This window comes from Rhodococcus sp. OK519, from assembly GCF_003051005.1.
Taxonomy (GTDB): Bacteria; Actinomycetota; Actinomycetes; order Mycobacteriales; family Mycobacteriaceae; genus Prescottella.
The window spans coordinates 339,729-353,235 of record NZ_QAOW01000003.1; the positions used below are offsets into that span (position 1 = coordinate 339,729).

Sequence of the window (13,507 nt, forward strand, 5' to 3'; positions counted from 1 at the left end):
ATGGGCAAGCAACTCGCCGCCGTCCTCGGCACCGGCCAGACGTACTACGTCGCCAAGCGTCACGACGTCACGATGGCCGGCATGGTCCGCGAGGCGATCGACCGCGCGATGGCGGACGCCCACGTGGGCTGGGATGACATCGACGCCATCGTCATCGGCAAGGCACCCGACCTGTTCGAGGGCTCGATGATGCCGGAACTCGCGATGTCGGATGCGCTGGGCGCCAACGGAAAACCTCTGTTGCGCGTGCACACCGCCGGTTCGGTCGGCGCCTCGACAGGCAACGTCGCCACCAGCCTGGTGCAGTCCGGCGTTCACAAGCGAGTGCTCGCAGTGTCGTGGGAGAAGCAGTCCGAGTCCAACGCGATGTGGGCTCTGTCCTCCCCGGTGCCGTTCACGATGCCGGTCGGCGCCGGCGCCGGCGGCTACTTCGCACCGCACGTGCGCTCGTACATCCGCCGATCGGGCGCGCCCGATCACATCGGCGCGATGGTGGCCGTCAAGGACCGTCTCAACGGCGTGAAGAACCCCTACGCACACCTCAAGCAGCCCGACATCACCGTCGAATCGGTGCAGGCGTCCCAGATGCTGTGGGACCCCATCCGTTACGACGAGACATGCCCCTCCTCGGACGGCGCGTGCGCGCTCGTCATCGGCGATGAAAGTGCTGCAGAAGCTGTCCTTTCGGAGGGCCGCAAGGTCGCGTGGATCCACGCCACCGCGATGCGCACCGAACCGCTCTCGTACGCCGGTCGTGACCAGGTGAGCCCGCAGGCCGGCCGCGACGCCTCCGCCGCGCTGTGGAAGGCCGCGGGGATCACCGATCCGCTGAAGGAGATCGACGCGGCCGAGATCTACGTGCCGTTCTCGTGGTTCGAGCCGATGTGGCTCGAGAACCTCGGCTTCATGCCGGAGGGTCAGGGCTGGAAGCTCACCGAGGCCGGCGAGACGGCGATCGGCGGGCAGTTGCCGGTCAATGCGTCGGGCGGCGTGCTCTCGTCCAACCCGATCGGAGCGTCCGGCATGATCCGCTACGCCGAGTCGGCCATGCAGGTCATGGAACGCGCCGGGGACCACCAGATCGACGGCGCCCGCAAGGCCTTCGGCCACGCGTACGGTGGCGGCTCGCAGTACTTCGCGATGTGGGTGGTCGGTACCGACCGTCCGACCAACTAGGAGGCTCTCCCATGAAGTTCACAGTCGGCATCGCGATGAGCCCGCTGGACCAACTGACCGCCCTGGCACAGACCGCAGAGGAGGTTGGTTTCGCGAACATCGCGTTGCCCGACTCCCTGTTCTTCATGGAGACGGCCGCCGCGGACTACCCGTACACCCCCGACGGCTCCCGCATGTGGAATGCCGAGACGCCGTGGGTGGACCCGTTGATCGCGGCGGCCGCGATGGGCGCCGTCACGAGCACCATCGGCTTCTACACCAACGTCCTCAAGCTCGGCTCCCGCAATCCCCTGCTGCTGGCGCGGCAGGTGGGTTCGGTGGCGAACCTGACCGGCAACCGCTTCGGTTTCGGCGTCGGAATCGGCTGGGCGCCGGAGGAGTTCGAGTGGTGCGGCGCCCCCTACAAGAAGCGCGGCGCCCGCGTCGACGAGATGATCGAGATCATCAAACTGGTCCTCGACGGGGGCATGGTCGAGTACCACGGCGAGTTCTTCGACTTCGACCGACTGCAGATCAGCCCGGCCCCCAGCAAGCCGGTGCCGTTCTACGTGGGCGGCCACACCGAGGTCGCGCTCAAGCGCGCGGCCCGCATCGGTGACGGCTGGACGTCGGCCATGATGAAGTTCGACGACCTGGTCGCCACGATGGCTCGCCTCGACGAGTTGCGAGCCGAATACGGCCGCGCCGAGCGGCCTTTCGAGATCCAGGCGGTCTGCATCGACCGGTTCGGCAAGGACGGCTACGCCGAGATGGCCGAGGCCGGTATCACCGACAGCATCGTCGTCCCGTGGATCTTCGACGGCCTCGGCTTCGACGCCCCGCTCGAGGCCAAGCAGGACTCGCTGCGCAAGTTCGCCGATCAGTACATTCACTAGGGAGCGAAGCATGACGACGACAACCGGAACCGAGCACCCCGCCCGCGTCGCGGCGAAGGCATCGCAGTCCGCGGCGAGCGGAAAGCGCAAGGAGGAGTGGCTCGATCTGTTCGCGGAGGACGGCTGGGTCGAGGACCCGGTCGGCCCGTCGGGCTTCGACCCCGAGGGCAAGGGCCACCACGGCCGCGACGCCATCTCGAAGTTCTACGACATGACCATCGCCAACACCGACTCCCTCGAGTTCTTCGTGAACGACTCGCTGGTGTGCGGCGACGAGAACGTCAACATCGGCTTCATTCGCACGGTGATCGCAGGCAACCAGGTCGACGCCGAGGGCGTGTTCGTCTATCGCGTCAACGCGGAGGGCAAGCTGCAGTCGCTGCGGGCCTTCTGGGAGGTCGAGCGAGCGATGAAGACCCTGAAGAAGATCTGAGTTCACCGACCACGACAGTGGGGCGGTCACCGATGAGGTGACCGCCCCACTGTCGTTGCGCCCGTGTATCTCTCACCTGAATCCGAAGATCCCGGAAATGACCCCGGAACGACCCTGGAAACAGAGCAGTAGCGCCGGCGAGGGATGAGGGATCTCGCCGACGCTACTGCGTCTGTGGTGGAGGTCGAAGCTAGTGCTTGACCGGGCAACCGCCGGTCTTGTAGTCGACCTGGTACTCCTTGATGCCGTTGAGCCAGCCGGAGCGCAGGCGGCGAGTGTCGCCGGCCTCGGTGATGTCCGGGAGGAAGTCCGCGATCGCGTTGAAGATCAGCTCGATCTCCATGCGGGCCAGGTTGGCGCCCAGGCAGTAGTGCGCGCCGGTGCCACCGAACGACAGATGCGGGTTCGGGTCGCGGGTGATGTCGAACTTGTGCGGCTCGTCGAAGACGTCCTCGTCGAAGTTGGCCGAGACGTAGCTCATCACCACGCGCTGACCCTTCTTGATCGCGACTCCGCCGATCTCGGTGTCCTGGAGGGCGGTGCGCTGGAACGAGGCGACCGGAGTGGCCCAGCGAATGACCTCGTCGGCCATCGTCTTCGGACGCTCCTTCTTGAACAGCTCCCACTGCTCCGGGTTGTCCATGAAGGCCTTCATGCCGTGCGTCGTCGCGTTGCGGGTGGTCTCGTTGCCGGCCACCGCGAGCACGATCACGAAGAAGCCGAACTCCTCCGGGCTGAGCACGTCGCCGTCGACGTCCGCCTCGATGAGCGTCGTGACGAGGTCGTCCGCAGGGTTCTCCTTGCGGGCCTCCGCCATCTGGTACGCGTAGCCGAGGATCTCCATCGACGCCGCAGCCGGATCGATGTCGGCGAACTCGGGATCGTCGTACGAGGTCATCTGATTGGACCACTCGAAGACCTTGTTGCGGTCCTCCTGCGGCACACCGATGAGCTCGGCGATGGCCTGCAGCGGAAGCTCGGCCGCGACCTGCGTGACGAAGTCGCCGCTACCCTCGGCCGCGGCAGCCTGGACGATCGCCTCGGCCCGGTCCTTCAGCTCGGCCTTGAGTCCGTTGATCGCGCGGGGCGTGAAGCCGCGGGCAACGAGCTTGCGCAGCTTGGTGTGCTCCGGCGCATCCTTGTTCAGCAGCACGAAACGCTGCAGCTCGATCTGCGCGCGCTCCATGTCGTCGTTGAAGCGCGGGATCGCGGTGTTCTCCCAAGTGGAGAACACGTCGCTGCGCTGCGAGACGTCCCGAATGTCTTCGTGCCGGGTGACAAGCCAGTATCCGCCGTCGTTGAAGCCACCGACGCCGTCCGGCTGCTCGACCCAGAACACCGGCTCGGTCTTCCGAACTTCTGCGAGTTCTGCGACCGGGATCCGGTGTGCGTAGATGTCAGGGTCCGTAAAGTCGAAACCTGCGGGAATATTGGGCTGCGCCACTGCTGTCTCCTGCCCTCGCGGTCAGGCCGCGAAGTGATGTGGAACACGTTCTATATGCATTGAATCACAGAGCGTCGATCAGGGAAAGACTAGGCAAAAATCAACCCACCGGGTCCTTGCCCGATGGGGAGAACTTGTTCTACTTTTCGAAGTAGAGAGCGAAAGGAGCCCGCCGTGGGCACACCAGTAATCGTCGAGGCAGTTCGTACCCCCATCGGAAAGCGCGGTGGCTGGCTGTCCGGACTGCACGCGACCGAGATCCTCGGTGCCGTACAGAAGGGCATCGTAGACCGCGCGGGCATCGATCCCGTGCTGGTCGAGCAGGTGATCGGCGGGTGTGTCACGCAGGCCGGCGCGCAGTCCAACAACGTCACCCGCACCGCGTGGCTCGCCGCCGGTCTTCCGTGGCAGGTGGGCGCCACCACCATCGACTGCCAGTGCGGTTCGGCGCAGCAGGCCAACCACCTCATCGCCGGTCTCATCGCAACCGGTGCGATCGACATCGGCATCGCGTGCGGCGTCGAGGCCATGAGCCAGGTTCCGCTCGGCGCCAACGTCGGCACCGAGGCGGGCCCGCGTCGTCCGGCGTCGTGGGACATCGACATGCCCGACCAGTTCAACGCGGCCGAGCGGATCGCCAAGCGCCGTGGGCTCACTCGTGAGGACCTCGAGGCCCTCGGCGTGCAGTCGCAGGCGCGCGCGAAGCAGGCCTGGGAGGAGGGCCGCTTCGATCGCGAGATCGTCCCGGTCACCGCACCGGTCATCGGCGCGGACAAGCAGCCCACCTCGGAGATGAACGTCGTCAGCCGCGACCAGGGTCTGCGCGACACCACCGCGGAGTCCCTCGCCAAGCTCAAGCCCGTTCTCGAGGGCGGCACCCACACTGCGGGCACGTCGTCGCAGATCTCCGACGGCGCCGCCGCCGTCATGCTCATGGACGAGGACCGCGCCCGCGCGCTGGGCCTGAAGCCGCGCGCCCGCATCGTCAGCCAGGCCCTCGTCGGCGCCGAGCCCGAGTACCACCTCGACGGCCCGGTCCAGGCGACGGCGCGGGTGCTCGAGAAGGCCGGCATGAAGATCGGCGACCTGGACCTGTTCGAGGTCAACGAGGCCTTCGCGTCCGTCGCGCTGTCGTGGGCACAGGTCCACGGCCCCGACATGGCCAAGGTCAACGTCAACGGCGGCGCCCTCGCGCTCGGACATCCGGTGGGCAGCACCGGGTCCCGCCTCATCACCACCGCGCTGCACGAACTCGAGCGCCGTGACGGCTCGACCGCGCTCATCACGATGTGCGCGGGCGGCGCACTGGCCACCGGCACCATCATCGAGCGGATCTGATCGGAGCACCTGGAAGATGACCACCACGCGCCCGTCGGGGCTCGATTCGAAATACACGGTCGGCATCATCAAATGGATGTCGAAGTTCAACGTGAAGCTGTATCGGGCCACCGGCGGGCGTCTCGGTGGCAAGTGGCGAGTCGGCAGCGCCTTCCCGTGGGGAATCCCCGTCTGCCTGCTCACCACGATCGGCCGCAAGAGCGGGCAACCGCGGATCAGCCCGCTACTCTTCCTCGAGGACGGCGATCGGGTGATCCTGGTGGCGTCGCAGGGCGGGCTTCCCAAGAATCCGATGTGGTATCTGAACATTCGCGCGAACCCCGAGGTGACGGTCCAGATCAAATCCTCTGTCCGGACGATGCAGGCACGGGTCGCGTCCGACGAGGAGCGCGCCGAACTGTGGCCCCGCCTGGTGGCCATGTACGCCGACTTCGACAACTATCAGTCGTGGACCGACCGACAGATTCCCGTGGTGATCTGCGAATAACTTTCGGCCCTCCCCCGCGCGGCCTCGGGCGGGAATAATGGTGGGCGACGCCCGGCACATCGGCGCCGGGCACCCGGTTCTCGAGGAGGAATGTCGCAACATGACCGTGAAGAACCACGACCAGGTGATCGATCGGCGCGAGATCGCTTCGGCCCTGTTGAAGGCCCTCGACCGTCGCCACGAGGTCCTGGACGCCATCGTCGAGAGCGCGGATCGTGAGGCCGCCGTCGCGGCGGTACGCGACCTGCTCGACACCTCGGATTTCTGCGCCGAGGCCGTGCTGGGTCTGCGTTTCGACCGGCTCACGATCAAGGAACGCGATCGCATCCGCACCGAACTCGAGGATCTCGACGCCACCCTGCAGTGGCTGCCCGAGCAGCGTCCGTACAGCACCGGCGCGGGAGTTCGCGTGCGCCCGTTCACCGATTCGGACGCGGACACCGCACTGTTCCGGGCGCGGTCCACGGAGCGCTTCGACGAGTCCGGCTCGCCGTGGAGCGCGGACCGCGTCGAGCAGGAACGCCAGGACGGCCTGAAGCGCATCGACGACGAGTCGGCGGCATGGCTGGTTGCCGAGTGCACCACCGGTGACGAGCCCAGCAGCGTCGGTCTGGTGTTCGGTGAGCTCAACGGCAACGAGGTCGACGTCGCGGTCTGGGTGGCGCCCGACGCGCGGAAGCAGGGATACGGCACGGCCTCGCTCAAGCAGGCGCGCAGCGAACTGGCCGCCTACTTCCCCGGCACCGTGCTCATCATCCGCACCCCGGCATAACACCCATCGAGACGAAGAACGCCCGTGCGCATCGTGCGCACGGGCGTTCTCTCTGTCCGACTTATGCGCCGTAGACCGGAGTGGGGGTCTCGGCCTTGTCGAGCAGATCGGCGACAACCGGTCCGAGTTCCTTCGGATCCCAGCGGTCACCCTTGTCCTGGGTGGGTCCGTGGCGCCAGCCCTCGGCGACGGTGATCTTGCCACCCTCGACCTCGAACACGCGTCCGGTGACGTTCTTCGACTCGGCGGAGCCCAGCCACACGACCAGCGGGGAGATGTTCTCCGGTGCCATGGCGTCGAAGCCCTCCTCCGGAGCGGCCATCGCCTCGGCCATCGCGCCACCGGCACCGACGGTCATGCGGGTGCGGGCCGCGGGGGCGATCGCGTTGACGGAGACGCCGTAGTTCTTGAGCTCGGCGGCAGCCTGGATGGTCATCTCGGCGATGCCGGCCTTGGCCGCGGCGTAGTTGCCCTGGCCGATGGAGCCCTGCAGGCCCGCGCCCGAGCTGGTGTTGATGATGCGTGCGTCCACGGGACGTCCGGCCTTGGACTCGGCGCGCCAGTATGCAGCGGCGTGGCGCAGCGGGGCGAAGTGGCCCTTGAGGTGAACGCGGATGACCGAGTCCCACTCCTGCTCGCTCATGCCGACAAGCATGCGGTCACGCAGGAAGCCCGCGTTGTTGACCAAAACGTCGAGGCGGCCGAAATTGTCCAACGCGGTCTGGATGAGGTTCTGAGCGCCCTCCCACGACGCGACGTCGTCACCGTTGGTGACGGCCTCGCCACCGGCAGCCTTGATCTCGGCGACAACCTGCTCGGCAGGGGTCTCGCCGGTGTTGGAGCCGTCGCCGCCGACACCGATGTCGTTGACGACGACCTTGGCGCCCTCGGCCGCGAAGGCCAGCGCGTGGGCGCGACCGATTCCACGGCCGGCGCCGGTGATGATGACGACTCGGCCGTCAAGCAAACCGCTCACTTGTTCTCCTTAAGTAGTAGCCGCGGCCAGGAAGGCCGGGCGCTCGCCGCCGCCGTGGACGGTAAGTGTCGAACCGCTGACGTAGGCCGCCAACGGGGATGCCAGGAATGTCGCACAGTTGCCGATGTCCTCGGGACGGGCCATCCGACCCAGCGGGACGGTACTGCCGACGGCCTCGATGCCGGCGTCGTCTCCGTAGTGCAGGTGGCTCAGCTCGGTCTGCACCAGTCCGACGACGATCGAGTTGACCCGCACCTTGGGGGCCCACTCGACGGACAGGCTCGCCGCAAGGGAGTCGATGCCGGCCTTGGCCGCGCCGTAGGCCGCGGTGCCCGGCGACGGACGGCTGCCACTGACGCTGGAGATCATCACGATCGAGCCGCCGTCCTCCTGCTTCTGCATGACCGCGTTGGCGATCTGCGAGATCAGCAGTGGCGCGAGCAGGTTCAGCTCGACGATCTTGGAGTGGAACTTGGGGCTCGCGTCCGCCGCCATCGCGAACGGTGCGCCGCCGGCGTTGTTGACGACCGAGTCGAGCCGGCCGTACTTCGCGACGATCTGGTCGATCATCGACTGCACCTGTTCGGGGTCGCGGACGTCGCACGCGATGAAGTCGACACCGCGGCCGTCGACCTCGATGGGCTCGGCGGTGTCCTCCCTCGGACGACGCGCGCACGTGACGACCGTTGCGCCCGCACGCAGGAAGGACCGGCTGATTCCGGCTCCGATTCCGCGCACTCCGCCGGTCACCAGTACGACCTTGCCTTCGAGACCGAGATCCACCTTGTTCCTCCCTGAAGCGGCACGGGTCATCCGCACCCGTCTGTGATAACTTACCAAGCAATCGCTTGGTTCGGTCAACAGACGTAAGGAACATGCCATGGGCATCACTTCGACCTCGGACGGTGCCGGGATCACCACGGTCACCGTCGACTACCCGCCCGTGAACGCCATCCCGTCCAAGGGCTGGTTCGAGTTGGCCGACGCCATCCTCGCGGCGGGCAAGGATCCCGAGACCCACGTGGTGATCCTCCGAGCCGAGGGACGCGGCTTCAACGCCGGCGTCGACATCAAGGAAATGCAGGCCACCGAGGGCCACGGCGCGCTGATCGACGCCAACCGCGGCTGCGCTGCGGCCTTCTCCGCGGTCTACGACTGCGAGGTGCCCGTCGTGGTCGCCGTCAACGGCTTCTGTGTCGGCGGCGGCGTCGGCCTGGTCGGCAACGCGGACGTCATCGTCGCGTCCGACGACGCCATCTTCGGCCTGCCCGAGGTCGACCGCGGCGCGCTCGGTGCGGCCACGCACCTCGCCCGCCTGGTCCCGCAGCACATGATGCGCACGCTGTACTACACGGCCAAGAACGTCGACGCCCAGACGCTCAAGCACTTCGGTTCCGTCTACGACGTGGTCCCGCGCGCCGAGCTCGACGCCTGCGCACTGAAGATCGCCGGCGAGATCGCGGCCAAGGACACCCGGGTCATCCGCCGTGCCAAGGAAGCCATCAACCGCATCGACGTGATGGACGTCCACACCAGCTACCGGATCGAGCAGGGCTTCACGTTCGAGCTCAACCTCGCCGGCGTCGCCGACGAGCACCGCGACGAGTTCGTCGCAACCGGCAAGCCGAAGTCGAACACCACCGCACCCAAGGGAGACAGCAAGTAATGGCTGAGAAGCGCGAAAAGCGCCGCTCACTGGATGAGGCAGTCGCCGGTATCCAGAGCGGGATGACCATCGGCATCGGCGGCTGGGGCTCGCGGCGCAAGCCGATGGCCCTCGTGCGCGCGCTGCTGCGTAGCGACGTCACGGACCTGACCGTCGTCGGATACCTCGGCCCGGACCTCGGCCTGCTGATCTCCGCCGGCAAGGTCAAGCGCGCCTACTACGGCTTCGTGTCCCTGGACTCGGCTCCGTTCTACGACCCCTGGTTCGCCCAGGCCCGCGTCGCCGGGACCATCGAGTCCCGCGAGATGGACGAGGGCATGGTCAAGGCCGGCCTGCAGGCCGCCGCAGCGCGCCTGCCGTTCATGCCGATCCGTGCCGGCCTCGGCTCGGATGCGCAGACCGTCTGGGGCGACGAGCTCAAGACCGTCGCGTCCCCGTACCCGGACGCCGATGGCCGCACCGAGTCCGTCATCGCGATGCCCGCGCTGAAGCTCGACGCTGCTCTGGTCCACCTGGACCTGGCCGACGAGCGCGGCAACGCCGCATACACCGGTGTCGACCCGTACTTCGACGACCTGTTCTGCCTCGCAGCCGAGCAGCGCATCCTCAGCGTCGACAAGATCGTCTCCACCGAGGAGCTCGTCAAGTCCGTCCCGAATCAGGCCCTGATCCTGAATCGCTCGATGGTCGACACCGTCACCGAGGCTCCGAACGGCGCTCACTTCACCTTCGCCGGCGGCTACAAGCGCGACGAGAAGTTCCAGCGCCACTACGCCGAGTCCGCCAAGACCCCCGAGGCGTGGCAGACCTTCGCCGACACCTACCTGTCCGGCAGCGAGGACGACTACCAGGCCGCCGTGCGCAAGTTCGCAGAGGAGCAGAAGTCATGACCGAGGTAACCCGCGCGGAGTACTGCGCCATCGCGTGCGCCGAGTTGTTCGCCGATGCCGGCGAGATCTTCGCCTCCCCCATGGCGACGCTGCCGCTGATCGGTGCCCGCCTGGCCAAGCTCACCACCGAGCCGGACCTGATCATCACCGACGGCGAGGCCATGATCCTGGCCGAGGCCCCGGCCATCGGCGCCAGCGCGCCGATCGAGGGCTACATCCCGTTCTCGAAGGTGTTCGACGTGGTTGCATCGGGTCGTCGCCACGTGGTGATGGGTGCGAACCAGATCGACAAGTTCGGCAACCAGAACCTCTCGGCGTTCGGCCCGCTGGACAAGCCGACCCGCCAGATGTTCGGCCTGCGCGGCGCCCCCGGCAACACCATCAACCACGCCACCAGCTACTGGGTGGGCAAGCACTCCTCGCGCGTGTTCGCCGACAAGGTCGATGTGGTGTGCGGTGTCGGCTACGACAAGGTCGACCCGGAGAACCCGGCGTTCCGCTTCCTGAAGAACCACCAGGTCGTCACGAACCTCGGTGTGTTCGACTTCCAGGGCCCCGGCCAGACGATGCGCGCAGTGAGCCTGCACCCCGGCGTCACCGCCGAGGACGTCAAGGCCAACACCTCCTTCGAGATCGCCGGTCTGGACTCGGCGGGCATCACCCGTGAGCCCACCGCCGAGGAGCTGCGCCTGATCCGCGAGGTCATCGACCCGAAGAGCCTGCGTGACCGCGAGGTCTCGCTGTGAACCAGGTGCTGAAGACGCCGTTCACCGAACTGGTGGGCGTCGAGCATCCGATCGTGCAGACGGGCATGGGCTGGGTTTCCGGCCCGCGCCTGACCGCGGCCACCGCCAACGCGGGCGGCCTCGGCATCCTCGCCTCGGCGACGATGACGTACGAGGAGCTCGAGGCTGCGGTCATCAAGACCAAGCAGCTGACCGACAAGCCGTTCGGCGTCAACATGCGTGCCGACGCGTCGGATGCCTCGAAGCGCTGCGATCTGCTGATCCGCGAGGGCGTCAAGGTCGCGTCGTTCGCCTTGGCACCCAAGAAGGAACTGATCGCCAAGCTCAAGGACAACGGGATCGTCGTGATCCCGTCGATCGGTGCGGCCAAGCACGCCGTCAAGGTGGCCTCGTGGGGCGCCGACGCGGTGATCGTGCAGGGCGGTGAGGGCGGTGGCCACACCGGCGGTGTCGCTACGACGCTGCTGCTGCCGTCCGTGCTCGACGCGGTCGACATCCCGGTCGTCGCCGGCGGCGGATTCTTCGACGGTCGCGGCCTGGCCGCGGCGCTGTCGTACGGTGCCGCTGGCGTCGCGATGGGCACCCGCTTCCTCCTCACGAGCGACTCGGCGGTGCCGGACTCGGTCAAGCAGGAGTACCTCAAGCGCAGCCTCACGGACACCACGGTGTCGAAGAAGGTCGACGGCATGCCGCACCGCGTGCTCAACACCGAGCTCGTGGATGCGCTGGAGAAGTCCAGCTACGCAAAGGGACTCGTCGCGGCTACCAAGAACGCGATGAAGTTCAAGGCGATGACGGGCATGAAGTGGACGACGCTGGCGAAGGACGGCCTCGCCATGAAGAAGTCCGGCGACCGCACGTGGCAGCAGATCATCATGGCCGCCAACACCCCGATGCTGCTCAAGGCCGGTCTGGTCGAGGGCAACACCGAAGCCGGCGTGCTCGCGTCCGGTCAGGTCGTCGGCATGATCAACGACCTGCCCAGCTGCAAGGAACTGATCGAGCGCATCATGGCCGACGCCGCGGCGCGCATCGATGCACTTGGAGACCTCAAGGCCTGACCGGCTTCCCGGCTCTCCGCTGAAGGGACCCTTCATACGCCACCAGCGCGTGAGGGGTCCCTTCTTCCGTTTCAGGCCAATTCGCCGTCCGACTCCGCAGGCCGCGCGGGACGGGTCAGCAGCCCGCCGAGGACGTCGAGGGCATCGGTCCAGGCATCGAGGGTGCCGGGTGCCAGACGGCGGTGGTCGAGCACGCCCGGCTGCGCGAGTGTCGCGTCGAACGGCACCTCGACGAACCCCGCGATGCGCGGTGCCAACGCCGCCCTGATCGCAGCCAGGTCCACTGGGGTGTCCGGCATCTGGTGCGAGACAACGACGATGGTCCGTCCGAACACGTCCTCGCCGTACGCCGACATCACCCAGGTGAGGGCGTCACGCATACGGCTGAGAGGCTCGGACCGGGCCGGCGTGACGATCACGAGCGCGGCGTTCGAACGCAGCAGAGGCGCCAGTCGCGGCGAGCGCAGGGCGGTCCCGACGTCGTGGATCCTGGCGCTGTGCCTGGCCGCGAGCAATTCGTCGACAATCGCCGGATCGCCGAGCCGGCCGCCACCGTTGCCGACCACGACGACGCCGGCCGACGTCAGGGCCATGTGCGCCTCGAACTGGCGAATCGAACGGGCCGCATCGACCATCCCACACCCGGTGCGGGAGAGCAGGTTACCGCTGTCGCTGGTGGCATCGACGGCCGAGACCTCCTTGCCCGTGCCTAATCTGAGGGCCGTGGCAAGGCCGAACGCGGTGGTAGTGGTTGCGGCCCCGCCCGATCCCGCGACCACCACCGCCGACACCCGTTCGGGCTCGGCGACTTTCGGAACCCTGCGCAGCGCCACCACGTTGTTCATCGCAGATCCTCCACCTTCGCGATCCTGAATCCGCCGGGTGAAGCAGCGACGGTGATGCGCTGACGGATGGCGCCGTCGGTGCCGTCGGGCATCCGCAGTCCGAGGTCGACCTCGTAGGTGTTCGGATTCTCGGTGGACGCGATGGTGACACAGTGTTCGGTGCCGGCGGGAACGTCGTCGATCCACTTCTGGATCTCCGGAACCGGATTGGGCGTGACCATCAGCGACGCCACCCGGCCGCCGTCCCGTTCGACGTAGTACGCGTGGTCGAACGCACGGATCGCGCCGGGCCCGTTGTCGACGCTCCCCGGGCCTCGACCGACGCTCCTGCCCGCGCTCACCGCGTCGGCGCACCAGGCTGTCGAGACCGCCGGGGTCCCCGAATCGGCAGAGGTCTCCCCCGGCACCGGCACGGCCGATCCGACGGTCTCCCGGTCACCGCCCAGGAGCACCGCCGCGGCCGCGGCGCCGGCGACGCACAGGAGCGAAACCGCGGCGCCCGCCAGGTAGAGCGGCTTCCTCGGCCGGCGCGGGGCGGGTGCGCCGGAATGCTTCGCCGGTGCCGCCGCAAGCCAGGTGGGGCGGTACTCGAAGTCGGACACCGATTCCTCGTCGACCGTCTGCACGTCGGCAGCGACCACTTCCGCCGCGACCTGGTCCACCGGCTCACGGACGATCGCAACCGGTTGCACAACAGCACTTTCTGGCACCTCTGCCGATCCGAACTGCTCAGTCACGTCCGGGAACAGTGCGGGTCCGTTCCGATTGTCGGTCGCCATTTCTCCTCCGAGGTAGGCG

The 13,507-nt window shown here is 67.5% G+C and carries 15 protein-coding genes; 10 read left to right on the forward strand and 5 right to left on the reverse strand.

What is annotated here, in order from left to right:
- Genes C8K36_RS11545 through C8K36_RS11555 form a run of 3 tightly spaced genes read left to right on the forward strand, consistent with a single transcriptional unit; the run spans position 1 to position 2,484 of the window.
- Positions 1-1,176, forward strand: a complete 1,176-nt coding sequence (locus tag C8K36_RS11545) for a thiolase domain-containing protein (protein ID WP_107984614.1) — start codon at positions 1-3, stop codon at positions 1,174-1,176.
- A gap of 11 nt (positions 1,177-1,187) precedes the next feature.
- A complete protein-coding gene (locus tag C8K36_RS11550) occupies positions 1,188-2,051 on the forward strand; it encodes a TIGR03619 family F420-dependent LLM class oxidoreductase (protein WP_107984615.1) in 864 nt (287 codons plus the stop codon).
- A gap of 10 nt (positions 2,052-2,061) precedes the next feature.
- On the forward strand, positions 2,062-2,484 hold the full coding sequence (locus C8K36_RS11555) for a nuclear transport factor 2 family protein (protein ID WP_107984616.1): 423 nt from the start codon (positions 2,062-2,064) through the stop codon (positions 2,482-2,484).
- Between the two features lie 190 nt (positions 2,485-2,674).
- Here the strand turns inward: C8K36_RS11555 and C8K36_RS11560 are convergent, their stop codons facing one another.
- Entirely contained in the window at positions 2,675-3,928 is a 1,254-nt protein-coding gene (locus C8K36_RS11560; RefSeq protein WP_107984617.1) for a cytochrome P450, read from the reverse strand.
- Between the two features lie 174 nt (positions 3,929-4,102).
- On the opposite strand from C8K36_RS11560, the gene C8K36_RS11565 reads away from it, so the two are divergent.
- From C8K36_RS11565 to C8K36_RS11575, 3 genes are all read left to right on the forward strand, one after another.
- A complete protein-coding gene (locus C8K36_RS11565; protein ID WP_107984618.1) occupies positions 4,103-5,266 on the forward strand; it encodes a steroid 3-ketoacyl-CoA thiolase in 1,164 nt (387 codons plus the stop codon).
- A gap of 16 nt (positions 5,267-5,282) precedes the next feature.
- Positions 5,283-5,753 (forward strand): nitroreductase family deazaflavin-dependent oxidoreductase, encoded by a 471-nt coding sequence (locus C8K36_RS11570; RefSeq protein WP_107984619.1) that lies wholly within the window; start codon positions 5,283-5,285, stop codon positions 5,751-5,753.
- Between the two features lie 100 nt (positions 5,754-5,853).
- Entirely contained in the window at positions 5,854-6,525 is a 672-nt protein-coding gene (locus tag C8K36_RS11575; protein WP_107984804.1) for a GNAT family N-acetyltransferase, read from the forward strand.
- 61 nt (positions 6,526-6,586) lie between these two features.
- On the opposite strand, the gene C8K36_RS11580 is transcribed toward C8K36_RS11575, so the two are convergent.
- Complete coding sequence (locus C8K36_RS11580) at positions 6,587-7,501, reverse strand: SDR family oxidoreductase (RefSeq protein WP_107984620.1); 915 nt, start codon at positions 7,499-7,501, stop codon at positions 6,587-6,589.
- A 9-nt stretch (positions 7,502-7,510) separates the two neighbouring features.
- Entirely contained in the window at positions 7,511-8,284 is a 774-nt protein-coding gene (locus tag C8K36_RS11585) for an SDR family oxidoreductase (protein ID WP_107984805.1), read from the reverse strand.
- Between the two features lie 97 nt (positions 8,285-8,381).
- Here C8K36_RS11585 and echA20 point away from each other — a divergent pair, with 97 nt between their 5' ends.
- The 4 genes from echA20 to C8K36_RS11605 are packed head-to-tail and all read left to right on the forward strand — an operon-like array spanning position 8,382 to position 11,864.
- Positions 8,382-9,167, forward strand: coding sequence for a (7aS)-7a-methyl-1,5-dioxo-2,3,5,6,7,7a-hexahydro-1H-indene-carboxyl-CoA hydrolase (gene echA20, locus C8K36_RS11590; RefSeq protein ID WP_107984621.1), 786 nt, complete (start codon positions 8,382-8,384; stop codon positions 9,165-9,167).
- On the forward strand, positions 9,167-10,057 hold the full coding sequence (locus tag C8K36_RS11595) for a CoA transferase subunit A (protein WP_107984622.1): 891 nt from the start codon (positions 9,167-9,169) through the stop codon (positions 10,055-10,057). The genes echA20 and C8K36_RS11595 overlap by 1 nt, the downstream gene beginning before the upstream one ends.
- On the forward strand, positions 10,054-10,803 hold the full coding sequence (locus C8K36_RS11600) for a CoA-transferase subunit beta (protein WP_107984623.1): 750 nt from the start codon (positions 10,054-10,056) through the stop codon (positions 10,801-10,803). The genes C8K36_RS11595 and C8K36_RS11600 overlap by 4 nt, the downstream gene beginning before the upstream one ends.
- A complete protein-coding gene (locus C8K36_RS11605) occupies positions 10,800-11,864 on the forward strand; it encodes an NAD(P)H-dependent flavin oxidoreductase (RefSeq protein ID WP_107984624.1) in 1,065 nt (354 codons plus the stop codon). Before C8K36_RS11600 ends, C8K36_RS11605 begins: the two co-directional genes overlap by 4 nt.
- A 71-nt stretch (positions 11,865-11,935) precedes the next feature.
- Here the strand turns inward: C8K36_RS11605 and C8K36_RS11610 are convergent, their stop codons facing one another.
- Both C8K36_RS11610 and C8K36_RS11615 read right to left on the reverse strand, forming a co-directional pair.
- Positions 11,936-12,709, reverse strand: coding sequence for a hypothetical protein (locus tag C8K36_RS11610; protein ID WP_107984625.1), 774 nt, complete (start codon positions 12,707-12,709; stop codon positions 11,936-11,938).
- Positions 12,706-13,488, reverse strand: a complete 783-nt coding sequence (locus C8K36_RS11615) for a hypothetical protein (protein ID WP_107984626.1) — start codon at positions 13,486-13,488, stop codon at positions 12,706-12,708. The genes C8K36_RS11610 and C8K36_RS11615 overlap by 4 nt, the downstream gene beginning before the upstream one ends.
- Between the last annotated feature and the right edge of the window lie 19 nt (positions 13,489-13,507).

Coding starts and splice junctions, on each gene's coding strand:
- C8K36_RS11545 (WP_107984614.1), top strand. CDS start 1: ATGGGCAAGCAACTCGCCGCCGTCCTCGGCACCGGCCAGACGTACTAC.
- C8K36_RS11550 (WP_107984615.1), top strand. CDS start 1,188: ATGAAGTTCACAGTCGGCATCGCGATGAGCCCGCTGGACCAACTGACC.
- C8K36_RS11555 (WP_107984616.1), top strand. CDS start 2,062: ATGACGACGACAACCGGAACCGAGCACCCCGCCCGCGTCGCGGCGAAG.
- C8K36_RS11570 (WP_107984619.1), top strand. CDS start 5,283: ATGACCACCACGCGCCCGTCGGGGCTCGATTCGAAATACACGGTCGGC.
- C8K36_RS11575 (WP_107984804.1), top strand. CDS start 5,854: ATGACCGTGAAGAACCACGACCAGGTGATCGATCGGCGCGAGATCGCT.
- echA20 (WP_107984621.1), top strand. CDS start 8,382: ATGGGCATCACTTCGACCTCGGACGGTGCCGGGATCACCACGGTCACC.
- C8K36_RS11595 (WP_107984622.1), top strand. CDS start 9,167: ATGGCTGAGAAGCGCGAAAAGCGCCGCTCACTGGATGAGGCAGTCGCC.
- C8K36_RS11600 (WP_107984623.1), top strand. CDS start 10,054: ATGACCGAGGTAACCCGCGCGGAGTACTGCGCCATCGCGTGCGCCGAG.
- C8K36_RS11610 (WP_107984625.1), bottom strand. CDS start 12,709: ATGAACAACGTGGTGGCGCTGCGCAGGGTTCCGAAAGTCGCCGAGCCC.
- C8K36_RS11615 (WP_107984626.1), bottom strand. CDS start 13,488: ATGGCGACCGACAATCGGAACGGACCCGCACTGTTCCCGGACGTGACT.